Annotated in this window: 24 protein-coding genes, 4 tRNA genes and 1 riboswitch; of the genes, 10 read left to right on the forward strand and 18 right to left on the reverse strand. The window is 41.2% G+C overall.

What is annotated here, in order from left to right; translation table 11 throughout:
- Positions 1–12 precede the first annotated feature (12 nt).
- The 3 genes from GBI16_RS06565 to GBI16_RS06575 form a co-directional block, all read right to left on the reverse strand.
- Complete coding sequence (locus GBI16_RS06565; RefSeq protein WP_119063160.1) at positions 13–627, reverse strand: DedA family protein; 615 nt, start codon at positions 625–627, stop codon at positions 13–15.
- Between the two features lie 80 nt (positions 628–707).
- On the reverse strand, positions 708–1,007 hold the full coding sequence (locus GBI16_RS06570; RefSeq protein ID WP_086208105.1) for a hypothetical protein: 300 nt from the start codon (positions 1,005–1,007) through the stop codon (positions 708–710).
- 209 nt (positions 1,008–1,216) lie between these two features.
- Complete coding sequence (locus GBI16_RS06575; protein WP_086208104.1) at positions 1,217–2,149, reverse strand: rhodanese-related sulfurtransferase; 933 nt, start codon at positions 2,147–2,149, stop codon at positions 1,217–1,219.
- 180 nt (positions 2,150–2,329) lie between these two features.
- Between GBI16_RS06575 and GBI16_RS06580 the strand changes: the two genes are divergently transcribed.
- Positions 2,330–2,815 carry a DUF1289 domain-containing protein gene (locus GBI16_RS06580; RefSeq protein ID WP_151706759.1) on the forward strand — a complete coding sequence of 162 codons (486 nt, stop codon included), beginning with the start codon at positions 2,330–2,332 and terminating at the stop codon, positions 2,813–2,815.
- An 84-nt stretch (positions 2,816–2,899) separates the two neighbouring features.
- Positions 2,900–3,514, forward strand: coding sequence for a LysE family translocator (locus GBI16_RS06585; protein WP_151706760.1), 615 nt, complete (start codon positions 2,900–2,902; stop codon positions 3,512–3,514).
- A 62-nt stretch (positions 3,515–3,576) separates the two neighbouring features.
- Here GBI16_RS06585 and ribB read toward each other — a convergent pair whose 3' ends face one another.
- Positions 3,577–4,236 (reverse strand): 3,4-dihydroxy-2-butanone-4-phosphate synthase, encoded by a 660-nt coding sequence (ribB, locus tag GBI16_RS06590; protein WP_151706761.1) that lies wholly within the window; start codon positions 4,234–4,236, stop codon positions 3,577–3,579.
- Between the two features lie 105 nt (positions 4,237–4,341).
- Positions 4,342–4,504, reverse strand: a riboswitch (FMN riboswitch).
- A 261-nt stretch (positions 4,505–4,765) separates the two neighbouring features.
- Between ribB and GBI16_RS06595 the strand changes: the two genes are divergently transcribed.
- Together GBI16_RS06595 and GBI16_RS06600 are read left to right on the forward strand one after the other, a co-directional pair.
- Complete coding sequence (locus tag GBI16_RS06595; protein ID WP_151706762.1) at positions 4,766–6,550, forward strand: DUF2157 domain-containing protein; 1,785 nt, start codon at positions 4,766–4,768, stop codon at positions 6,548–6,550.
- The gene (locus GBI16_RS06600; protein WP_151706763.1) at positions 6,547–7,149 is read left to right on the forward strand and encodes a GDYXXLXY domain-containing protein; all 603 of its coding nucleotides are present in this window, start codon (positions 6,547–6,549) and stop codon (positions 7,147–7,149) included. The genes GBI16_RS06595 and GBI16_RS06600 overlap by 4 nt, the downstream gene beginning before the upstream one ends.
- A 64-nt stretch (positions 7,150–7,213) precedes the next feature.
- Here the strand turns inward: GBI16_RS06600 and panD are convergent, their stop codons facing one another.
- The 11 genes from panD to GBI16_RS06655 all read right to left on the reverse strand — a co-directional run bounded on the left by panD (position 7,214) and on the right by GBI16_RS06655 (position 13,302).
- Positions 7,214–7,594, reverse strand: coding sequence for an aspartate 1-decarboxylase (panD, locus tag GBI16_RS06605; protein ID WP_004695506.1), 381 nt, complete (start codon positions 7,592–7,594; stop codon positions 7,214–7,216).
- Positions 7,595–7,737: 143 nt separating this feature from the next.
- On the reverse strand, positions 7,738–8,319 hold the full coding sequence (gene pth / locus GBI16_RS06610; RefSeq protein WP_151706764.1) for an aminoacyl-tRNA hydrolase: 582 nt from the start codon (positions 8,317–8,319) through the stop codon (positions 7,738–7,740).
- Between the two features lie 18 nt (positions 8,320–8,337).
- On the reverse strand, positions 8,338–8,634 hold the full coding sequence (gene rplY / locus GBI16_RS06615) for a 50S ribosomal protein L25 (RefSeq protein WP_058870099.1): 297 nt from the start codon (positions 8,632–8,634) through the stop codon (positions 8,338–8,340).
- A gap of 101 nt (positions 8,635–8,735) precedes the next feature.
- A complete protein-coding gene (locus tag GBI16_RS06620; protein ID WP_086208099.1) occupies positions 8,736–9,689 on the reverse strand; it encodes a ribose-phosphate pyrophosphokinase in 954 nt (317 codons plus the stop codon).
- Between the two features lie 36 nt (positions 9,690–9,725).
- A tRNA-Gln gene (locus tag GBI16_RS06625) sits at positions 9,726–9,800 on the reverse strand.
- A 90-nt stretch (positions 9,801–9,890) separates the two neighbouring features.
- A tRNA-Gln gene (locus GBI16_RS06630) sits at positions 9,891–9,965 on the reverse strand.
- A gap of 19 nt (positions 9,966–9,984) precedes the next feature.
- A tRNA-Gln gene (locus GBI16_RS06635) sits at positions 9,985–10,059 on the reverse strand.
- A gap of 28 nt (positions 10,060–10,087) precedes the next feature.
- Positions 10,088–10,162, reverse strand: a tRNA-Gln gene (locus tag GBI16_RS06640).
- Between the two features lies 1 nt (position 10,163).
- Positions 10,164–10,994, reverse strand: a complete 831-nt coding sequence (gene ispE / locus GBI16_RS06645) for a 4-(cytidine 5'-diphospho)-2-C-methyl-D-erythritol kinase (RefSeq protein ID WP_151706765.1) — start codon at positions 10,992–10,994, stop codon at positions 10,164–10,166.
- Between the two features lie 11 nt (positions 10,995–11,005).
- Positions 11,006–11,587 (reverse strand): lipoprotein insertase outer membrane protein LolB, encoded by a 582-nt coding sequence (gene lolB, locus GBI16_RS06650; protein WP_086208097.1) that lies wholly within the window; start codon positions 11,585–11,587, stop codon positions 11,006–11,008.
- 5 nt (positions 11,588–11,592) lie between these two features.
- Complete coding sequence (locus GBI16_RS06655) at positions 11,593–13,302, reverse strand: tetratricopeptide repeat protein (RefSeq protein ID WP_086208256.1); 1,710 nt, start codon at positions 13,300–13,302, stop codon at positions 11,593–11,595.
- Between the two features lie 77 nt (positions 13,303–13,379).
- Between GBI16_RS06655 and hemA the strand changes: the two genes are divergently transcribed.
- On the forward strand, positions 13,380–14,663 hold the full coding sequence (gene hemA / locus GBI16_RS06660) for a glutamyl-tRNA reductase (protein ID WP_151706766.1): 1,284 nt from the start codon (positions 13,380–13,382) through the stop codon (positions 14,661–14,663).
- 25 nt (positions 14,664–14,688) lie between these two features.
- Here the strand turns inward: hemA and GBI16_RS06665 are convergent, their stop codons facing one another.
- Entirely contained in the window at positions 14,689–16,581 is a 1,893-nt protein-coding gene (locus tag GBI16_RS06665; protein WP_151706767.1) for a DNA primase, read from the reverse strand.
- 194 nt (positions 16,582–16,775) lie between these two features.
- Positions 16,776–17,759, reverse strand: coding sequence for an outer membrane protein assembly factor BamD (locus GBI16_RS06670; RefSeq protein ID WP_151706768.1), 984 nt, complete (start codon positions 17,757–17,759; stop codon positions 16,776–16,778).
- Between the two features lie 71 nt (positions 17,760–17,830).
- Between GBI16_RS06670 and rluD the strand changes: the two genes are divergently transcribed.
- From rluD to GBI16_RS06685, 3 genes are all read left to right on the forward strand, one after another.
- Entirely contained in the window at positions 17,831–18,883 is a 1,053-nt protein-coding gene (rluD, locus tag GBI16_RS06675; RefSeq protein WP_151706769.1) for a 23S rRNA pseudouridine(1911/1915/1917) synthase RluD, read from the forward strand.
- Between the two features lie 30 nt (positions 18,884–18,913).
- Entirely contained in the window at positions 18,914–19,654 is a 741-nt protein-coding gene (gene pgeF, locus GBI16_RS06680; RefSeq protein WP_086208092.1) for a peptidoglycan editing factor PgeF, read from the forward strand.
- 107 nt (positions 19,655–19,761) lie between these two features.
- Positions 19,762–20,328: a flavodoxin family protein gene (locus GBI16_RS06685; RefSeq protein ID WP_058870093.1), complete on the forward strand. Its 567-nt coding sequence runs from the start codon at positions 19,762–19,764 to the stop codon at positions 20,326–20,328.
- A gap of 41 nt (positions 20,329–20,369) precedes the next feature.
- On the opposite strand, the gene smpB is transcribed toward GBI16_RS06685, so the two are convergent.
- Positions 20,370–20,846 carry an SsrA-binding protein SmpB gene (gene smpB, locus GBI16_RS06690; protein ID WP_004695532.1) on the reverse strand — a complete coding sequence of 159 codons (477 nt, stop codon included), beginning with the start codon at positions 20,844–20,846 and terminating at the stop codon, positions 20,370–20,372.
- Between the two features lie 141 nt (positions 20,847–20,987).
- Between smpB and coaD the strand changes: the two genes are divergently transcribed.
- Together coaD and GBI16_RS06700 are read left to right on the forward strand one after the other, a co-directional pair.
- Positions 20,988–21,479, forward strand: a complete 492-nt coding sequence (coaD, locus tag GBI16_RS06695; RefSeq protein WP_058870092.1) for a pantetheine-phosphate adenylyltransferase — start codon at positions 20,988–20,990, stop codon at positions 21,477–21,479.
- A 1-nt stretch (position 21,480) separates the two neighbouring features.
- Positions 21,481–21,744, forward strand: a complete 264-nt coding sequence (locus GBI16_RS06700) for a YfhL family 4Fe-4S dicluster ferredoxin (RefSeq protein ID WP_086208091.1) — start codon at positions 21,481–21,483, stop codon at positions 21,742–21,744.
- The last annotated feature ends 13 nt before the right edge of the window (positions 21,745–21,757 follow it).

The raw sequence follows: 21,757 nt of genomic DNA on the forward strand, positions 1-21,757 counted from the left end.
AAAAATAAAAAATTAACTGCGAGTTTTGCGTAAATGTTTGCGGTATAGAATCCATGAAATAAGCACAGCAACAATGGTAATAATCACATAACCGACTTTACTAAAAATTTGATGCATCAATGCTTGGTTTTCACCAAAGTAATAACCGACTGTTGCTAAAAATGTTGTCCAGATAATCGTACCGAGTCCACTATAAAACATGAACTTCCAAAAGGGCATACGGCTCATCCCTGCGGGAATACTGATTAGTGAACGTACCGCAGGTATCATCCGACCAAAGAACACAATGCGATGTCCATATTGTTCAAACCAGTCTAAAGATTTTTTGATATCGCTGGATTTAATAAATAAGTATTTTCCATAGCGGTCAACCCATCTAAAGATGCTGTCTTGTTTAAACTGATAACCAACCCAATACAGTAGAGCTGCTGCAAGCAATGAACCGATACATCCTGCAATAATGACCCCAGTTAAAATGAGCTGCCCCTGAGATGCTGAGTAACCTGCAGAGGGCATAATGATCTCGGATGGGATGGGCGGGAAGACATTATCAAGGAACATGAGTAGGGCAATTCCGACATAGCCCAATTGTTCCATGATAGCGATGATCCACTCGGTGAGATTCATAAAATGTGTGAAAAATAAATGCGATAAGTTATCTTAAGGACTTATCGCATGTGGGTAAAGATTTGCAATGTATTGTTTTGCTATTCATCAAAACGCGTATGTGTCAGGGTGTGAATATATACTTTGCGTAAAGTGTAAGCGAATACAATCGGAATAAGAATGAGTAGCCCATAATTGAAGATCGTTGAGTCTAAGTGATAGCCAATCCCAAGTGAGATACTTGAACCAATCAACATGCCCAAAACCACAATAAACAAATGTGTACGTTGTTCAAGCTTGGCTTTAATCTGATTGAAACTGGTATGGTGATATTGTTCAATACGGTTGGCTGCAGCATTACGAATTAGATCGCGATGGCGCGAAAGGATCATTTTATGCATAGCAATTATCCTATGTTTCGTCGTTTAGGAACGTCATTTTTATTGTTATGTGGAGACTTTTAGTACACCACTTTAGGTTATTATTTGTACAGTATGAATTAGATTTATCAGAACGCCATGACAAAATTGTTAAATAATTTTAAAAACGTGAACTATATAAAAAAATAAGCCCTCAAATGAGGGCTTATTTGGATAAAGCGAGCAAATGATCAAAGGCGTTTACGTTTTGCTGCTGCAATTTGTGACTGGCGCATACGGAAGCCTTCTTTTTGTTTTTCAGTGGTTTTATCAATGCAGTATTTGCATGATACGCCGTGTTCATAACTGGTTTCTTCAGCTTCTACTGGAAGAAGTGGCCAACCACAAGCATGGCATTTAATGTTTAGACCTTCTTCGACACCATGTGTGACAGCTGTACGACCATCAAATACGAAACATTCACCTTCCCACATGCTTTCCTCAGCAGGGGTTTCTTCTAAGTACTTTAAGATCCCGCCTTTAAGATGGTAAACCTCGTTGAAACCTTCTTGAAGAAGTAATGATGTAGATTTTTCACAGCGGATACCGCCTGTACAGAACATCGCAATTTTTTTATCTTTATGCTGTTCTAAGTTTTGTTTTACATAATCAGGGAATTCGCGGAAGGTTTCCGTTTTCGGGTCAATGGCACCTTTGAACGTTCCTGCTTTATATTCATAGTCATTACGGGTATCGACCAAAATGACATCATCGCGTGCAATCAGTTCATTCCATTCTTTCGGATCAAGGTAGTGACCGACTAAATCGCGTGGTTTAACTTCCACACCTAAAGTGACGATTTCTTTTTTAAGTTTGATTTTCATCTTACGAAATGGTTTGTCTGCACTGTCAGACTCTTTGTATTCCATATCGTTGAAACCTTCATTTAGAAGGAACTGATGAATAGTGTTAATCGAAGCGCGATCACCAGCAACCGTACCGTTAATACCTTCGCCAGCAACAATCAGAGTACCACATAGGTTGATGGTTTTTACCAAGTCTAAAAGACGTTGTTGCAGATCAGCAGGATCTAGAACTTCTTTGAATTGATAAAGTGCGGCAACAACCCAACCAGTCGTCGCTTGCTGTTCTACAGGTGCAAGCTGTTCTACAGTAGCGTTCATGGAGTACTCCAATGTATTTTGATAGATAATTTTAAGGCCCACATTTTACATGGAATTCAACCAAGATGCGAGATAAGTAAACATTTTAAATGGCTTCTCAAGTTGTAGGTGAGCGTGTATATTCAGTTGCCGAAGACAAAATCTATTTTGTTTTGGTAGATTGCTTATCAGGAGTATGTTTTGAGTACAGATCGTCGAATTGCCTCTTTGACCCCATGTGCAGGGCGTTGTTCAACGGTATTTGGTGATTCTGTGTGTCGTGGCTGCCGTCGTTTTAATCATGAGGTAATTCAGTGGAATACCTACACTTCGGAGCAGCATAGTTCAGTTTGGCAACGCTTAGATGCACAACTAGATCAAATTTTAGTACCGATGTTGCCATTTGCAGATGTACAGCAGGTCGAAGCTTTTGTTTTATCCAAACGTGTTCGTTTGCGTCCCGATGCATCAAAAGGACGTAAGCTTTATCATGCTTTGAAAGTGTGTGAAAAGAATAAGAGTTTTACAGAAGAGAGTGGTTTGGGTATTCAGGCACAGCAAGTGAAACCACTTTGGCAAGAATTTGAACGCCGTGTTCTTGCCCTTGCGACAGCCAGTTATGATTTGGCTTTTTTACGCGCTGATGCCATTCGGCAACATCTCATCCATATCGAAGAGGACGAATAAGTCCTCTTTGTTTTTGTATAAAAAAGAATACTCATGTCACTGAAATAGAGTATGTGAGCGTGGGCTGGGGGAAAGGGTTTTTAGATGGTAAATGTATTTGAACTCATGCTGTACTGTATGGCTGTGGTGGTCATGATTGCAACACCTGGCCCAGTGATGTTACTGGTTGCCAGTGCGGGTCTAAAAGGTGGATATAAACAAGCCTTAAAAACCATTTTTGGGACGAACTTAGCCTCTTTAGTCCTTATTGTTTTGTCAGTGCTGATTTTAAAAGGCTTTTTAAATATTGCAGAGCATTGGCTAAATGCCATTAAAGTTTTAGGCTGCTTATATATTGCCTATTTAGGCTTTCAAATTTTAAAAGAAGCTGTTGCGCAAGAACCTGATACTACACCTGTGCAGTTAACTTCGGTACAGGGAGGTTTTAAGCAAGGTTTCTTGGTGGGTATTTCCAATCCGAAAGATATTATTTTCTTTGCTTCATTTTTCCCACAGTTCATCGGGGTTACCAGCGATGTCGATGTCAGCCTTGTACTATTGACCATTCTCTGGATTATTCTAGACTTCAGCACCTTGTCTTTGGTTTATTTGGGTTTTAATAAACTCTCGCAGTCCGCTTTGTACAATAAGTTGTTAGGTGTTTGTGGCGCGATATTGGTCAGCATTGCGCTCTATGGTATTTATACTGTCTTTGCTTGATGTTGATGGTACTGTATCAAAAAGCCTCCAACACGGAGGCTTTTTGATTGTGAGCTTAAAAATTAGACTCCGTGTTTAATGCGATACTGCACCAATTCTTCAATGGTGATTACGGTCAACTGATGCGTTTGTGCATAAGCCAACACTTGAATGCCTGAGGCCATAGTTCCATCAGCATTGGTCAGTTCACACAAGACACCTGCTGGCTTCAAGCCTGCTAAACGTGCTAAATCAATTGTCCCTTCGGTATGACCACGACGGGTGAGCACACCGCCTTGGCGTGCACGAAGTGGGAATACATGACCAGGGCGGTTTAAGTCGTTGGCAATAGCCCCATCCTTAATCGCGGCTTTGACTGTGGTAGTGCGGTCTTGTGCAGACACACCAGTAGTCACGCCAGTTGCAGCTTCAATGGTTACAGTGAATGCTGTTTTAAACTGACTCGAGTTATCTGACACCATAGGCACAAGCTCTAAGTGATCGGCCAATTCATCGGTCAGACATAAACAGACAATGCCAGAACCATCACGAATCATACGTGCCATTGTTTCGACAGTGAGAGTTTCGGCAGCCACAATCAGGTCGGCTTCGTTTTCGCGGTCAAAGTCATCCATCACCAAAACAGGTTTGCCTTTGCGGATATCTTCTAAAGCTTGTTGGATACGTTGTTCAGCTGGAGAAAGGGCTGAAAAGAAAATTTCGGGTTGAATCAAACTAGACATTGAAACGCTCGCGTAAAATTAAAGTACGGTTGAACATTTCAGGACTTTGAAAAATTGGCGTAGCAATAAATCCTCACAGGTTCGCACCTGAGATTCTATTGGTCACGTCGTCTTCTTTCATCCGGACTATACCGTCGGCTTTGGAATTGCACCAAATCTGCGAGCCAAACAGATGATTTCTGCTTGGCTGGCTCGTGGGCTGATTCAGTCTGAGTGATTCAACTGAACTTACCACCGGTGGGGAATTGCACCCCGCCCTGAAGCGATGTAACTCCATTATAGTGCTAAATATTTATAAAAACAGGGGGCATTTTAGAATGATCAGTTTTATACATAGAACAATTTTTGCTATAGGGTTGTTTATGTTCTTGGTTTGCTAAAGACCAACACTCTCTGTGTATGATTTCACTTAGTATGAGTTTAATGTTTAAAAATGAATACTTGAGAAGAACCATAAACATGAATAAGACGTTTTCTACAGATTGAATGATTTGAAATGATCAAAATAAAAATAAGAGAGGGGGTGGGAGTGATTAAAATTCAACAATACGATTATCCTTGGAATGCTGAGTCCTTCATCAAGCATCTTCAAGTTTTTGGTTTTACACTGATTGCGGTCAGTATGTTGTATTTGGTTGCTGCCAATTGGTTTATGTTGCCAAAGAATATTCAACTGGCTATTCCTCAGTTGTTATTATTCCTCGGTGCGGTTTTTAGCTTGTGGCTGACAAAACATGATTTTCTAGTGCAGTGTTTACATAGTATCTGTGGTTTGATGATTGGTTTAAGCTTGGCTGTGATTGGTCAAATTTATCAAACGGGTGCTGACAGCTATTTATTATTTCTACTTTGGTCTGTGCTGCTTTTACCGTGGTTATATCGTCCGAATATCGGGATGTTTTTCCTTTTATGTATTACCAGCCAATTGGCATTGTTTCTGTTTTTTATTCAAACCTTTTGGGGAGATCAATATCCAGATCTTTTCTTAATCAGTATTCATGTATTTGCACTGATTCAATTCTATCTCTGCAATAAATATTATTCGAAACTCCGTTATTTATTCTTGCTGTGGTTTGCCATTCTCTCGGTTTGGCATATGGCGATGTATCTCTATGCAGATAAAAACATTCTTTATTTCATCGTGTCTTTTCTCTTGTTGGGCATTTCACTGGCTTACTATTATCAAAATAAAGATCAGCTATGTAGCGCACTTTCAGCCGTTGGCTTGGGCATTAGCTTTACCTTGGTCATTGTGAAAGCGGTGACGGAGTGGTTTGGTCAGAATGAAATTTTTGAATTATTTTTTATCGCACTGATTATTTTTGCGTGGTTTGCTTCTATCACTTATCTGTTGATTAAATTTATTCCACATAGTCGCTTCAATGCTATTCCACTTGCGGTAGGAGCTTGGATTGCGGGCATCGTCTTTGCTACGTTGATGCTGACCTTTTGGGGGAATTTCTCTTTAATTATGGGTATTGTCTTTGTAGCTTTAGCAGCTTATTTGTTGAAAGCTAAACAAAGTTTGTTTTTAAGACAATTTGCTTATTGTCTCTGGGTTGCAGGGCAAATTGCGGTGATTTTTCACACCGTTGATTTGATGAATCAAATTATACCTATTCTATTTTTACAATTGGTGATGCTTGCACTCGCCTATTTTATGCGTACACATTGGTTCTTTGTTTTTGTTCAAATTTTGGGTTTATATGCAGCAGGTGTGGCGTGTATTTGGGATATTAATGCACATCTCAGTTGGCGTAATATTGTTGAGAATTTTGTCTATTTAGCGCTTTGGAATTATGTTTTTTATCTGGGAATTCTGGCTATAAAATTTATACAGCCAACTGAATATCAACGTAGTGTATTACTTGCAGCACTTGGAGTTATTCTATTTTCCATGGGCTTTTATACTTTATTTGGGAAATATGAATTAGCGAAAATTGAGCACATTCCGATATTGGCTTTTGGTCTGCCGATTTTATGGTTTGTACTTTTTGTCTTGTTACATATTCAAAAGCAGTTTCATTTATTTGCGCACTTCATTTTGGTTGCTTTCGCAGCAGGACTGATTTTTTATGGCTATTTCGATATTTTTATTTGTTTGGCCATCATTTCATGGGCATTAAAAACACAAGATAAAGTGATCTATGGATTTGCACTGGCAACTTTCGCTGTAATTTTAGGGTTTTTATATTATTCCCTTGATGTGACCTTTCTGATTAAAAGTTTAAGCATGTTTTTATCAGGGCTGATGTTGCTCTTACTGACATTGAGCTTGACTATATTTAAGCAAAAAGAGGAGTTTGGGGTATGAAAAAAATGATTCCTCTTGTTTTGGCACTACTTAGCATCGCAGTATTTTTAGGCTTAATCTTTAAAAATGAATGGCACATAAACCATAGTCAAAGCATATATGTGCGTTTGCAACCTGTAGACCCCCGTTCGATTATTCAGGGTGATTATATGGCACTAAATTATCAACTTTATTTTGCGCCACAGCATTCAAACCCAGAAAGTAACAACCAAGCCAACATCAATCAGCAAGATCAGATTTTTTCAGGTCATTATTTTGATGAAGTGATTAACAACAAGTCTTCGGTGCTCACTTATGTTGAACTCGATGCACATAGGCGCGTGATCCATAGCTATTTTGAGTCGCCTAAAAATGTTCGGACAGCTCGACTGATTTTACAAAACCCGAATAATCGTTATAACCAGCTTTATCCTGCATCGAGAAGTTTTTTATTTGCAGAAGGTTTAGCCGATTGTTATCAGCAGGCAGAATATGCTGAGTTTAAAGTCGATGAGCAGGGCAATGCGATACTTACGGCATTGAAAGGTAATCAGCTACAAGATTTAGGCTGTGAGAGTAAATGGGATTGGCTGAGCGGATTTCGTTCCGATCCAACTTGATACAATGGTATGATTCTGCTGATAAAAAAATCCGCACGCAGCGGATTTTTTTAATCTATTGGGTTTAAGCCACTTGTACTGGAATACAGTTTGCCATGTGACTTACAGTGTTATCTGGATTTGCATAAACCAAGCGTGGTTTATGTGCATTTGCTTCAGCTTCTGTAAAATCACCAAAGGTCGCGATAATCATTAGGTCGCCTACATCAGCTTGATGTGCTGCGCCACCATTGACTGAAATGATGCCAGAACCTTCTTCACCACGAATTGCATAGGTACTGAAACGCTTACCATTTGTCACGTTCCACATGTGAATTTCTTCATATTCGCGGATACCGGCTAAATCCAATAAAAGACCGTCAATTGCACATGAACCTTCATAATGGAGTTCAGCTTGAGTAACAACACAACGGTGGATTTTTGCTTTTAATAAACGAGATAGCATGACGAGCGTCTCCTGAGTGGACCTAAGATCGTTATCTTATGGTTAAATCAAACTGAACTTGCTGGATAAGCAATCAGGCAAGCGCATTTTGCCTTTAAAAAGACACTATGGCAAGCAGTAGCGTTCAACAAATTTTTGACTTATCAGTTCGGTTTGTAAGCATTGATTTGATTCATGGCTGGCTGAATCTCACCATTCACTAGCATTTTAGTGCGAGCTAATGCGTGATGGATTGCGTCATCCATTAAATTTTGTTCATTGCTTGGTGCTTTGCTCAGGACATGTCCTGAAACACGTTCTTTTGAGCCTGGATGGCCAATTCCAATGCGTAAGCGATGGAAGTTTGGGCCGATATGAGGAACTATGTCACGTAAACCATTATGTCCACCATGACCACCACCTGTTTTTAGGCGAATGACACCAGGGTTCATATCGAGTTCATCGTGAGCAATCAGTATTGCTTCTGGAGCAATATTGTAGAATTTTGCGAAGGGAACAACACTTTTACCAACAAGGTTCATAAAGGTTGTGGGTAATAACAGACGGACGTCTTGACCTTCGATATTACCACGCCCACTCATTCCATTGAATTTTGGGTCTTTTTTAAGGGTAATGCCATATTGTCCTGCAAGGCGTTCAACAAACCAAAAGCCTGCATTATGGCGGGTTTGGGCATACTCAGAACCTGGGTTGCCCAAACCAACAATCAGTGAAATATTTGACACTAATTACACCAATAACACTTATGCGCGAACGAAGTCAGCGTGCATAGGTGTGTTTTTAGCTGGGTGACGTTGTAACGCTTTGATTTTAACGCTTTCAACTTTGTCGCCAACTTTGATTTCAACAACTTCTTCGAAGAAAGCATTGCTTTCTAAAGCTTTAACAAGCTCACGAAGTTCTAAAGTAACAGCTACAGGTTCAGCAGCACCACCGTAGATGATTGCTGGAACTTGAGCAGCATGACGAAGGCGGCGGCTCGCACCTTTCCCTTGGTTAGCTGCTTCACGCGCTTGAGCGTTTAATACGAAGTTTGCCATGATAGACATCCTTAATTTAAGTTTTAAATAAACTAGATCTGCGACCGACCTAGTGAGACAAAGCCCTGCACAGAGCAGGGCTTTTAAAATTCAGCGCTATATTATAGATAAGAATCAAACATTGCGCTAATAGATTCTTCGTTGTTAATACGACGAATTGTTTCAGCAACCATACTCGCAACTGAAACTTGGCGAATCTTACCAAGAGCTTGAGCTTCTTCAGAAAGAGGAATGGTGTCTGTAACAACCAATTCATCAATCACAGAATTTTTCAAGTTTTCGATAGCCTTACCTGATAAAACAGGGTGAGTTGCATAAGCAACCACTTTGCGCGCACCAAATGTTTTCAATGCATCAGCAGCTTTACATAACGTACCAGCAGTATCCACCATGTCATCTACGATCACGCAGTCACGGCCTTTAACATCACCAATCAAGTGCATGACTTGTGATTCATTTGCCTTTTGACGACGTTTGTCGATGATAGCAAGGTCAATATCGCCCATTTGTTTAGCAACAGCACGGGCACGAACGACACCACCAACGTCTGGAGAAACCACCATGAGGTTATCATGTGATTGTTGACGAAGGTCAGCTAAAAGCGCTGGTGTACCGTAGATGTTGTCTACAGGGATATCGAAGAAACCTTGGATTTGGTCAGCGTGAAGGTCGATCATTACCACACGGTCAATTCCTACAGTTGTCAGCATATCTGCGACAACTTTTGCAGTAATTGGAACACGTGATGAACGAGGACGACGATCTTGACGCGCATAACCGAAATAAGGAATCACTGCGGTAATACGGCCAGCACTTGCACGACGCAAAGCATCGGCCATGACGAGGATTTCCATAAGGTTATCATTCGTTGGGGCGCAAGTAGGCTGTACGATAAATACGTCTTTACCACGAACATTTTCAGTAATTTCGACAGCAATTTCACCGTCAGAAAATTGACCTACAGATGCAGCACCTAGAGGGATGTGCAGGTGGCTTACGACTTTTTGGGCGAATTGTGGATGTGCAGATCCACTAAAAACGACAAGATTGGGCATGAAGCACCCTTGGCGGTTGGCAATTTGGAAATTAGATGGCAGGGGTAGCTGGATTCGAACCAACGGATGCCGATATCAAAAACCGGTGCCTTACCACTTGGCGATACCCCTAATGCGGCAGAACTTTAATATTTTTGCGTCTTTTTGTCAAGGTAAATTAACAGTCAAACAGCAAAGTGATGTTCTGTCTTTTTTAGAAAATGGCAGGGGTAGCTGGATTCGAACCAACGGATGCCGATATCAAAAACCGGTGCCTTACCACTTGGCGATACCCCTAAATTTGATCACTGTAAAATGGCAGGGGTAGCTGGATTCGAACCAACGGATGCCGATATCAAAAACCGGTGCCTTACCACTTGGCGATACCCCTAGTACAGTCATCTACAGGTGAAATAAAATGGCAGGGGTAGCTGGATTCGAACCAACGGATGCCGATATCAAAAACCGGTGCCTTACCACTTGGCGATACCCCTATCAGGTAACTTTGAAATGTCGCATTGGTGACTCGTTCAAACTATTGACCAAGTAAGCTTTACATGGTGCATTTGCCAGAACATCATCAATGTTTATATCATTCGTTACTTCAGTAAAAACACAAGCACCTGTACCTGTAAGTTTTGCAACACCGAACTGGTCGAGATATTGCATCGCTTCATCTACTTCTGGATATAAACTTCTTGCCAAAGGCTCAAAATTATTTCCAAAATCAGACGGCTTTAACTGATAGGCGCAAAATGTAGAGCTCTTCGTGTTTCTTGTCAACGTTTTTTGTGAAAAAAGCAGTTGAGTGCTGATAAAACAGTCAGGTTTTAACACAATGTATTGTTTTTGATCTAAGTCTATGAATGTTAAGTGTTCACCGATACCTTCAGCCCATGCATTTAAGCCATGTACAAAGATGGGAACGTCCGCACCCAACTGAACGGCTAAGTCTGCTAATTGTTCAGTATTGAGTCCGCACTGCCACAGTTGATTGACCACGATTAATGTCGTTGCAGCATCCGATGAACCTCCACCTAAGCCTGCACCCATTGGAATATTTTTTTCAAGATGAATAGATAAACCCGTAGCTGTTTGTGCATACAGTTTAAGTATCTGCGTCGCTTTATAAATCAAATTTTGATTCAAATCGACACTGTTTAAGCCTTCAATATAAATCTGTTGATCCGGACGAGACTCAAATTCTAACCAATCACATAAATCGACCAGTTGGAAAATACTTTGCAACTCGTGGTAGCCGTTTTCACGTCGACCTGTAATGTGCAAAAACAAATTCAGTTTTGATGGAGCTGGGACACGGATCATAACGAAGCAAATTAACGGTTTTGAATGACCATTGTAATACGGTTTTCTGCACCATTTTCAAGTGCTTGTTTTAAAATCAACCGATTTGGCATTTTAGCTTGCTCGTTATAGCTCAGTTCCACGTTCCAGCCATCTTCAACAATTTGAGTTGCACGTTTTTCAGCATCTCTTTTTATTTGAGCCTGAACTGTCGCAGGTTTGGCTTGAACCCAATTGACCAAATGGGTGATCGGTGCTTGCCAACCTGTGGCTATTTTTAAGAGTTCTTCGGGGGTTTCTGCTTGAATCAACCCAGTTTTAGCACTATTGAGGCTGACTTCACCCGGACGGCCTGTAATTTGTGTTTTACCCACACCTAAAATGCCACTCAGTTCAATATCAAACTCTTGTTGCTGTTGTACCCAGGTAAAAAAAGCACTACCTGTTTGTTCAGGTGTACGTACCCCAATTTTACCTTGTAAGCTAAATTGTTGATCTGTTTCGGTTTGTATGGTGTTTGGATCAAGCTGCGGTTTGGTAAATTGTTGACAGCCTGTTAGTGCCAAGCTACTTGCAGCAAGTAGGCTTAAACTCAGATTTGAGAAAATACGCATAAAAACTATGAGCTCTTTTTCAGTTGTTGGGGTAACAATAAAGTATTGAGTTGATCCAATTGAGGATCATTTGGATGTTTTTGTTTGAGTTGTTGTAACACCGTAGAGAATTTTTGCAGATCACCTAACATATATACAGAACGTGCATAACGCACTCCAATATTGACACTGCCACTGAGAATGTAGGCTTTTTCTAAGACTCTGGCTGAGGTGCTAAAGTCATTTTGTAAATAACAAATAAAGCCTAGAGTATCTAAGATGGAAGCTTGCTCAGGTGCATACTCTAAAGCGTGTTCAACAAATCTTCGAGCATCATCTAAGCGTCTGTTTTGTAATGCTAAAGTGTAAGCGTATGCATTTAAGTATGTCGGGCTATTGGGCTCAATGCTTAAAAGTTGATTGAGCAGTTTTTCAAGTTTTTCCTTGTCTGTATGTGCATCTAGCATCAGCACTTCAGAATAGACCAGCTCAGGGTCATCTGGTATGTTTTTAATCGCTTCATCCAATAGACGCATAGCAGCAGCTTTGTTATTCATACGCTTTAATATATCGGCTTGTGCTTGATACAAAAAACTTGCATGTTGCGGATAATTGACCCGTTCTTGGGTTAAAAAACGCAGTGCGTCATTGAGTTTATTTTGTTCACTATAAATACTGATGAGGCTACGACGTGACACCGTATACAAGCTACCATCGACTAAACGATAGTAGGCCTTTGCTGTTTCAAAGTGTTGCTTTCGTTCAGCATTTACAGCAAGGTAGTAGTAGGCTTCATTTTGATATTCGGCTGAATTCCGTAGTTCAACCAAATATTTTTCTGCTTTTTCGTACTGTTTTAGGTCAATACTGGTTAAACCGGCAATAAATAAGGCATCTTCATTATCAGGCCACTTTTTAATAAGACTTTCAAGTTTGCCTAAGGCTTCATTGGAAGCATTTACTTTAATTAAGTATTTAGCTTCTGCTAAGCGAACCTCGACATTGTCACGGTGCTTACGACTCGATTTTGCATACCAATTACGCGTTTCTTCCTCTAGACCCAGAGCACTGAGTAAATTGGCTTTCATAAGAATATAGCCTGTAACACGACCACGCTTTTTTAGGGCTTTATTGATTGTGATTAGTGCTTGTTCAAGCTGCCCATTTTGCGCTTCTAAACCTGCAATCAGAGCTAAAATAGAGGGGTTGTTGCGCTCTTTACTTGAACGCAAGGCTTGAATTAAGACTTCTTGATCTTCAGGTTCTTCTGGGGCAATTCCTGCAAAAATTTGTTCCAAATCGGCATTTGCGTCGATATTGAGAATTTTGTCTAATGTTTCAGCAGCAAGCTCATATTCATGCGCTTTCAGTGCAATGTGGGATAGATAAAATAATGCAGGAACGTCAGTGGGTTCTTGCACCACCCAATGCGTCGCAATGTCGAGTGCGGCACGTAAGTCATTTTGTTCAAGGGCAATATTTAAAGCGCGTTGTTTAATGGTCGTGGAATTACTTTTAATCGCAAGGACCGTATAATTATGCAATGCCGTTGCATTATCTTGGTAGGCCAGTGCAAATTCGGCAATCATACTTTGTTGAATTGCATCATAATTAGATAGCGAAAATTCTCCAGCTGCTCTAAGATGAGCACTAGATGCCATGCTACCGACGAGTAAGAATGTGGTAGAATATTGCTTAATTCTCGCGCCGCTCAGTCGGCAATGTGTTTGACGCAATTTTTCTTGATCCAAGTATGCTTTTTATGACACCGTTATTGCACAATAGCATAAATTTAGCGAAATGATGATCTGATATGTCTTTCTTTGCATTGGGTGTCAACCATCAAACCGCCTCCGTAGAGTTGCGTGAACAAATTGCATTTAACCCTGAAAAGTTAACGCAACTGCTTGAGCAACAAGGCCAAAACCATGACTTAAATGAAATGGTGGTGGTGTCTACGTGTAACAGAACAGAAGTGTATGCTATGTCTGAAAACTCAGATATGGTATTAAACTGGCTCGCCCAAGCAAATGGTATAGATGTTAAACAACTGTTGAATCATGTATATCGTTATGAAAATGCGCAGGCCGTGACACACTTAATGCGTGTTGCAAGTGGTTTAGACTCACTTATGCTTGGTGAGCCGCAAATTTTGGGACAGGTTAAATCTGCACTGTCGCTCGCTAAATCGGCACATACCGTTTCCCCGCACTTAAACCGAATTTTTGAATATGCTTTTTATGCAGCGAAGCGTGTGCGCTCGGAAACGGCAGTTGGCAGTCATGCTGTATCCATGGGGTATGCTGTTGCTCAGCTTGCTTTGCAAGTTTTTAGTAAACCTGAAAAGTTGACGGTCATGGTGGTTGCTGCGGGTGAAATGAATAGTTTGGTGGCAAAGCATTTAGCTGAAATGGGAGTCGCAAAAATCCTGATTTGTAACCGTACCCGTGAGCGGGCTGAAAGTTTAGCTCAGGAAATTGCACATCGGGTAGATGTTGAAATTATTGAGTTTGATCAACTGGCGAACAATCTTTCACGCGCAGATGTCATTTCTAGTTGTACGGGAAGCTTGCATCAAGTCATTCATTATCCAGATGTGAAGGCGGCCTTAAAAAAGCGTCGTTATCAACAAATGTTAATGGTGGATTTGGCTGTTCCGCGTGATATAGACCCGAAAGTTGAAAGTTTGGATGGCGTCTATTTATATGGCGTGGATGACTTGCAATCGGTGATTGATGAAAACCTTGCTCAGCGTCGTCAGGCGGCGGTTGAAGCTGAGGTGATGGTGAATCAACTGGCAACGGAGTTGGTGACACAGCAAAAAGTCAATCTAGCAGGCGAAACCATTCATGCCTATCGCGAGCAAGGTGAACAGTTCAGACTAGAAGAATTACAACTCGCATTAGCTCGTATTGCAAAAGGGGAACAAGCAGAACAGGTGATGCAGGATTTTGCACATCGTCTGACACAGAAATTACTGCATCCAACCTCGATTATGCTACGTGAAGCAGCTAAAGCTGAAGATCCAAGTTATTTTGAACATATGCAAAATTGTTTAAATGAGACTTTTGCTAAACGACGTAAAACTAAAAAGTAAATCCAAATACAAAAATCTAATAGGTTTAAGTAATTAGTCTTAAGCCTATTTTTTTGGTCAATTCATTTAGCTTTTGACGTAGATTACGTGATTCAACTAGGCTTAAAGGTGCTTTTAGTTTTTGGCGCAAATATTTTTCTTCAAGCGAGAGAGCATATTCGCTGGCCAGTTTATCGGCCATTTCAGGTGTTTTGGTCAGCACTTCAATATTGGTGCGCTGCATAATATCGGCAATTGCATTGGCATAACGGCTACACGCACCCAAAACATAATAGGTTGCCAGTTCTTGGTCATCGGGCAAATCATCAAAGATGCCATCTAAGACTTGTAGCACATGTGCCAAAAGTTCATCTTCAGGTAGATAAGCGCGCAAGGTTTCAAAGTGAATATACAAAAATGGATGGTGGATCAGAACGGCGAGCGCGAAGTCCTCATCTTTGGTGCGAATATTAAATGACAACGAGGCGTCGTTGCTAACTTGAGGCGTCCAACGGCGACCAAAACCGAGTTTTTCTTTAAAGGATTGATTCAATAAATAACGGAAAGAGCCTGTTTTTGGCAATAAATCTGTCAGTTGACGCAACTCACTCATGACCTGACTTTTGCCTTCAGGACTACTGATGTCATGGTTCTGCGTCAGGTGGGCAAAAACAAAGTCTGAAAGTAGAGGAGCTTGTTGCAATAGTTTATTAAAGTTTTCAATACCTTCACGACGAATCAATGAATCAGGATCATGATCACTCGGTAAAACAAAAAACTTCAGTTCACGACCATCATTGAGTAAAGGCAACGCGATTTCTAAAGTACGACGTGCTGCTTTTTGTCCCGCCAAGTCACCATCGAAGGCGATGGTAATACGGTTGTTTTGCTTAAACAGAATATTTAAATGTTCGGTGTTACTGGCAGTCCCTAAAGTCGCCACGGCACCTGCGATGCCATACTGCTGTAGCGCAATCACATCCATATAGCCTTCGACCATTAGCCAGTCTTGAGCCTTTTGTTTGCGACCTTCATATAAACCATAAAGTAACTGGTTTTTATGAAATACCTCAGAGTCTGGTGAGTTGATGTATTTGGGTTTGATTTCGTCATTCAGGGCACGACCACCGAAGCCCACTACACGACCTTTGGCATCACGAATCGGGAAAATAACGCGGTCACGGAGTAAGTCAAAGTCCCGTCCACTGTCACTGGTGCGAATCAGTCCGAGTAGCTTTAAGCCTTCGATATCTTGTGGAAAGGCTTTTTCTAAGTGTTGCCAGTCTTCAGGGGCATAGCCTAAACGCCAATATGCAATAGTATCTCGACTGAGTCCACGTTGTTTAAAATACTGCTGTGCGGTACGACTATGTGGGAGTTGTTGTTCATAGTACTGTGCAATATTTTCTAATAGGTCGTATAAATTACCTTCTTGAACAGGGGCGGTGTTAAAGCCCTCAAAAGCTTCAAAATCTGCATAGCTCTCTTGGTAGTCCATGGACTGAAATTCAGCAAATGGATCATGTTCAACCTGAAATTCGGCTTGTGCAGGAGTACGTTCAACCTTAGCTTCCGTCGCTTCTATTTTGGGTTGTTCGACAGGTTTGGCTTCGCGTTTATATACCAGTTTTTTCGACTCACGATTGTCTTTAGGCAGTTCGATGCCTGTTTGACTCGACAAATCCTTCATCACATCTATAAAACTACGACTGTCGATGTCCATTAAAAAACGAATGGCATTTCCATTGGCCTGACAACCAAAACAGTGAAAATACTGTTTGTCACGGTAAACGTGAAAAGATGGTGATTTTTCCTGATGGAATGGACAACAACCTGAATAGGTACGACCTGACTTTTTAAGTTTCACCCGTTGACCAATCAGGTCGACAATGTCGGTCCGATCTAGAATTTGATCAATAGTATGTTGAGGAATAGCCATGTCGAGTCGTCAATCGCTGAAGTCTTTAGAAACGTGAAAAAATAGAGAGATGGATGCTTTAAAAATGCAAAAAACCATCAAAGTTAAATTGTTTTGTATACCTTTTGAGCGTTTTGATCAAGCGAAAACAGCATAAAACAAAAGGGCAAGTATGATAACTTGCCCTTTGTAAAATAGCGAATATTTCAAATGAATTATTCAGCTCCAGTGCTTGCGTTGTCTGGTGTTTTAGGACGGTCGAGTAAACCTAAGCTGATGCGGTTGGTAAAACTGCGCTCAGTCATTTCTTTCGGTTGCTCAATTTTTTGCTCAGAACTATTTTGCTCTTCACGACCAAACACACCTAGAGTTGCACGGTTGATCCAACTTGCTTCTTTACGTGCTGCGCGTAAGTTTACTTCACCATTTGATTTTACTAAATTTGGATAATTCAGTTTGAGTACATCAATGTACTGTTGAGCGGTTTGTTTATCGCCCAATTGCGTATAAGAGTATGCCACTGTCGCTAAAGCTTCAGGTATTTGCGGGCTTTGAGGATAATGTTCAATCACCCATTGCGAACGCTCTAATGCTGCAACCCATGCTTTACGTTTGATATTAAAGCGTGCTGCATTCATTTCACTTTCAGCCAACTCATTGCTGATAAACTTCATACGCTGAGCTGCATCTACCGCATAAGTGCTTGAAGGATAGCGACGAATGAAATCTACAAAGTTTTGATAAGCAACTTTCAAATAACTCACGTCACGGTGTGACTGCTTTAAAGAAGTATAGCGTAGTAAACCATCATAGTTTTGCTCCATATTGGCTACACCACGTACATAGTAGGCATAGTCCACGTTTGGATGTTGAGGGTTTAAACGAATAAAACGGTCAGCCAGTGCAATGGTGCCTTCATAATCTTTCTGCTGGAATTTCACATAGAGCAATTCAAGTTGTGCTTGTTGTGCGTATTCGCCTGTTGGATAGTATGTATCTATGGCTTCTAGGTGTTTCGCAGCATCGGTATATTGACCACTTTTTAGTGCTGTTTCTGCTTTTTGAATATAAACCTGTTCACTCGATTGTGGACCGGTATCTACCACTTCTTTCTTGGGATTGCTGCTACAGCCTACCATTGCCGATGCAATGCCAACCGTAAGAGCAAGCATTGTCATTTTATAATGTGGTAGCGACATAAAAATTCCTCTGTTAATGCGGGCAATGAGCTACAATTGCACTATTAAATCACTTTTGTTTGAATGATCAAATGACTCAAGCACAATCTTCCGATCCAAATTTCCCTGAAACTGATTTCAATTTACTTGAAGATTCTGAGGATGCAGATAACCATACTTCAAGCTCTACTGCAACACGTTTATCGTTGCAATTTCAACTGGATGAATCTTATCTCGGACAGCGTATAGACCAAGTTGCAGCACTGATTTGGAGCGACTTTTCGCGTGAAAAGCTCAAACAGTGGCTGAAAGAAGGCCATTTGTTGGTAAATGGTAACAGTGTCAAACCTAAATATAAATGTGAAGGATTTGAACTGTTAACCCTTGACGTTGAACTAGAAGCACAAACTCGTAGCCTGCCTGAAGATATTCCACTGGATATCGTCTATGAAGATGATGACATTATTGTCGTGAATAAACCCGTTGGTATGGTGGTGCATCCAGGTGCTGGAAATTCATCAGGGACCTTGGTCAATGCATTGTTACATCACTATCCAAAATCGTCAGAACTGACTCGTGCGGGCTTGGTACATCGGATTGATAAAGATACGTCTGGTTTGTTGGTCGTTGCAAAAAACTTAGAAGCACAATTTTCACTGAGCAAGCAGTTGGCTAAAAAGTCGGTCTATCGCGTATATGACTTAATTGTATATGGCAATGTAATTGCGGGCGGTACGGTGGATGAACCGATTAAACGTCACCCTGTAGATCGTGTCAAAATGGCGGTATTGCCAGGCGGTAAAGATGCTGTAACACATTACAACGTGAAAGAACGCTTCCAACATTTCACCCGCATCCAAGCTCGTCTTGAAACTGGACGTACGCATCAAATTCGTGTGCATTTTAGTTATATTGGTTTTGGTTTAGTTGGTGATCCTGTGTATATGCCACGTGTACGTGTGCCTGCAGGTGCATCGGAGCTTTTAGATGAGACTTTACGTGGTTTCAGACGCCAAGCGTTACATGCAGCAGAGCTCGGTTTGAAACATCCTCGTACAGGGGAAGAAATGCTGTTTAAAGCGCCGTGGCCAGCAGACTTGGCGACCTTGGTCGATGTACTACGCACGGAAAATAAAGCTTACTGATTTATAGCTGAATCATCATAAGGACAGTATATGCAATTTGTTCAAGGACTTCCGGCAGGTGTTTTTGTGGGACAAACCCGTGTGCATCATGATCGTGCTTTAGAGACCACTCAAACTGAATTGCAAGGTTTTAATTTGGCTTTGCATGTACAGGATGATGCCGCACGTGTGCAACAGCATCGTATGATTTTGCTTGAAGAGTTTGCAGGCTATGGGGTCGATAAAATCACATGGATGACGCAAACTCACAGCACTATATGCCGGGTAGTGAATGAGCAAATTGACTTTGATGCTCAAGAAGGGGATGGTTTGGTGACACAGCGAGCAAACCATGCCCTGATGATGATGACTGCAGATTGTTTACCCGTAGTTTTAGGCAATGCTGACGGTACCGAGGTTGGGAACTTACATGCAGGTTGGCGTGGGTTGGCGCATGGCATTATTGAAAATACCATTGCCAGTATGAACACTCAGCCGACATGGGCTTGGTTGGGTGCAGCTATTAGCCAATCATGTTTTGAAATTGGCGCTGAAGTTAAAGATGCTTTTTGCTCAAAATATGCTGCGCTTGAATCTGCATTTCAAACAGGTGAGCAAGCTGGAAAGTATTATGCTGACTTATATGCAATCGCAAAATTCATTCTAAAACAGCACGGTGTTGAAGTAGTCTCTGGCGGTGATCAGTGTTCCTTTAGCCAGTCGGATGAGTACTATTCTTATCGACGTCATGCCAAAACTGGGCGTATGGCGACTTTTGTGTTTATGCAATAGTTTTGGCGTGTGATCAAGTGCTTGGCTGTTTTAATCCTTGTACTTACTCCCCACTCAGCGAGTGGAAGTGTTAAACTTAACTCAATTCTTTGCTCTTAAAAATTTCCATGTCTGTACCTGATCTTGTTTCTGTTGCACCTGTTCATGTGTGTGTGGTTTATCATAGCGCCTATGGTCATACGGCGAAAGTCGCTCAGTATATTGCACAAGGTGCAGAGCAGGCGGGTGCTGACGTGCATTTGATTTCTGTTGCTGCAGTACAATGGGACTTGTTAGATCAGGCCGATATTATTGTAATGGGTTGCCCAACCTATATGGGGAGTCTCACAGCGGCACTAAAACAGTTTATGGAAGATTCCTCTAAGCGTTGGTTAGCACGGGCTTGGCAAGGAAAATTAGCTGCAGGCTTTACCAATGGTGGTGGCTTAAGTGGCGATAAACTGGCGGTATTACAACAGATTAATCTATTTGCAATGCAACATGGTATGTTGTGGGCAGGTTTACCGTTTATGCCGACGGGACGTAGCCAACACGATATTAATCGGATGTCGAGCTTTTTAGGTTTGATGACTCAGTCAGACAATGCCAGTGTTGAAATAACCCCACCCGAAGGCGACTTGGAAACTGCTCGAAAGTTCGGAAAATATTTGGTCGAGCTAAAAGCGGATTATTAACAGTTCCAATAAGAAAAAACCTCCACATGGGAGGTTTTTTCTTACTTATGCATAATACGGGCTTTATCGCGTTGCCAGTCACGATCTTTTTCCGTGGCACGTTTGTCATGTAGCTGTTTGCCTTTCACTAAAGCGATTTCTAATTTCGCACGTGGCCCTTTCCAATAAGCAACAAGCGGAACGCATGAATAACCTTTTTGATTCACTGCGCCGAGTAACTTATCGAGTTCACGACGGTTCAACAGTAACTTACGGGTACGGGTCGCTTCAGGAACAATGTGCGTAGATGCACTGAGTAAAGGCTGAATTTGAGCACCGAACAGGAAAGCTTCGCCATTTTTAAAGGTAATATAACTCTCAGACAACGTCATACGACCTGCACGTAACGATTTTACTTCCCAGCCTTGCAGTGACAGGCCAGCTTCAAATTTTTCTTCAATAAAATAGTCGTGACGTGCACGTTTATTCTGTGCAATCGTCCCGCTGGTATTTTTTTTAACTACAGTTGCTTTCGCCATAATCAATTACTTCCAACAATGTACCTATTGTGCCTTAAAGCAGGGTTAAGGTGAAGTTTTTTCAAATTTATGGAGTTTCTTCACCTATAAAACAAGTTTTTGCTAAAATATGGCTCTACAAAATCAACAGAGTAAAAATGGATGTCTAAAACTCGCGTCATTTATCCGGGGACTTTTGATCCAATTACCAATGGTCATATTGATTTGGTCACACGTGCATCACGTATGTTTGATGAAGTGGTGGTTGCCATTGCCATTGGTCATCATAAAAACCCTGTCTTTAGTTTAGAAGAGCGTGTGAGCTTGGCCAAAGCATCATTAAGCCATCTTGATAATGTTGAGTTTGTAGGTTTTGATGGTTTGTTGGTGAATTTCTTCCGTGAACAAAAGGCAACGGCTGTGCTGCGAGGATTGCGTGCAGTGTCTGACTTTGAATACGAGTTCCAGTTAGCTAATATGAACCGTCAACTTGATTCACACTTTGAGGCGGTGTTTTTAACGCCGTCAGAGCAGTATTCATTTATTTCATCGACGTTGATTCGTGAAATAGCACGTTTAAAAGGTGATGTGACCAAGTTTGTACCGCAAGCTGTGGTTGCAGCTTTTGAGCGTAAACATCAACAAGGTTGGTAGAGTGTCTTTATATATAACCGATGAATGCATCAATTGTGATGTTTGTGAACCTGTGTGCCCCAATGAAGCCATCTTCATGGGGGAGCTGATTTATGAAATCAATCCAGACTTATGTACAGAGTGTATCGGACACTATGATAAACCCCAGTGTCAATTGTTCTGTCCAGTGGATTGTATTCCGCTTGATCCTAATCATGCGGAAACTGAAGATGAGCTCATGGACAAATATAAAAGGCTGATTGCTCAAAAAAGCGCAAGCAATTAAGTCTAAGATTTGA

Origin of the sequence: Acinetobacter sp. TUM15064 (assembly GCF_008980265.1) — a bacterium.
GTDB lineage: Bacteria > Pseudomonadota > Gammaproteobacteria > Pseudomonadales > Moraxellaceae > Acinetobacter.

Excerpts from the sequence above, each read along its gene's own strand:
- GBI16_RS06565 (WP_119063160.1), bottom strand. The coding sequence starts at position 627 with ATGAATCTCACCGAGTGGATCATCGCTATCATGGAACAATTGGGCTAT.
- panD (WP_004695506.1), bottom strand. The coding sequence starts at position 7,594 with ATGCTATCTCGTTTATTAAAAGCAAAAATCCACCGTTGTGTTGTTACT.
- lolB (WP_086208097.1), bottom strand. The coding sequence starts at position 11,587 with ATGCGTATTTTCTCAAATCTGAGTTTAAGCCTACTTGCTGCAAGTAGC.
- ribB (WP_151706761.1), bottom strand. The coding sequence starts at position 4,236 with ATGTCTAGTTTGATTCAACCCGAAATTTTCTTTTCAGCCCTTTCTCCA.
- smpB (WP_004695532.1), bottom strand. The coding sequence starts at position 20,846 with ATGGCGAAAGCAACTGTAGTTAAAAAAAATACCAGCGGGACGATTGCA.
- GBI16_RS06685 (WP_058870093.1), top strand. The coding sequence starts at position 19,762 with ATGTCTGTACCTGATCTTGTTTCTGTTGCACCTGTTCATGTGTGTGTG.
- ispE (WP_151706765.1), bottom strand. The coding sequence starts at position 10,994 with ATGATCCGTGTCCCAGCTCCATCAAAACTGAATTTGTTTTTGCACATT.
- rluD (WP_151706769.1), top strand. The coding sequence starts at position 17,831 with ATGACTCAAGCACAATCTTCCGATCCAAATTTCCCTGAAACTGATTTC.
- GBI16_RS06575 (WP_086208104.1), bottom strand. The coding sequence starts at position 2,149 with ATGAACGCTACTGTAGAACAGCTTGCACCTGTAGAACAGCAAGCGACG.
- GBI16_RS06670 (WP_151706768.1), bottom strand. The coding sequence starts at position 17,759 with ATGTCGCTACCACATTATAAAATGACAATGCTTGCTCTTACGGTTGGC.
- GBI16_RS06570 (WP_086208105.1), bottom strand. The coding sequence starts at position 1,007 with ATGCATAAAATGATCCTTTCGCGCCATCGCGATCTAATTCGTAATGCT.
- GBI16_RS06600 (WP_151706763.1), top strand. The coding sequence starts at position 6,547 with ATGAAAAAAATGATTCCTCTTGTTTTGGCACTACTTAGCATCGCAGTA.
- rplY (WP_058870099.1), bottom strand. The coding sequence starts at position 8,634 with ATGGCAAACTTCGTATTAAACGCTCAAGCGCGTGAAGCAGCTAACCAA.
- GBI16_RS06665 (WP_151706767.1), bottom strand. The coding sequence starts at position 16,581 with ATGGCTATTCCTCAACATACTATTGATCAAATTCTAGATCGGACCGAC.
- pgeF (WP_086208092.1), top strand. The coding sequence starts at position 18,914 with ATGCAATTTGTTCAAGGACTTCCGGCAGGTGTTTTTGTGGGACAAACC.
- GBI16_RS06585 (WP_151706760.1), top strand. The coding sequence starts at position 2,900 with ATGGTAAATGTATTTGAACTCATGCTGTACTGTATGGCTGTGGTGGTC.
- GBI16_RS06620 (WP_086208099.1), bottom strand. The coding sequence starts at position 9,689 with ATGCCCAATCTTGTCGTTTTTAGTGGATCTGCACATCCACAATTCGCC.
- hemA (WP_151706766.1), top strand. The coding sequence starts at position 13,380 with ATGTCTTTCTTTGCATTGGGTGTCAACCATCAAACCGCCTCCGTAGAG.
- coaD (WP_058870092.1), top strand. The coding sequence starts at position 20,988 with ATGTCTAAAACTCGCGTCATTTATCCGGGGACTTTTGATCCAATTACC.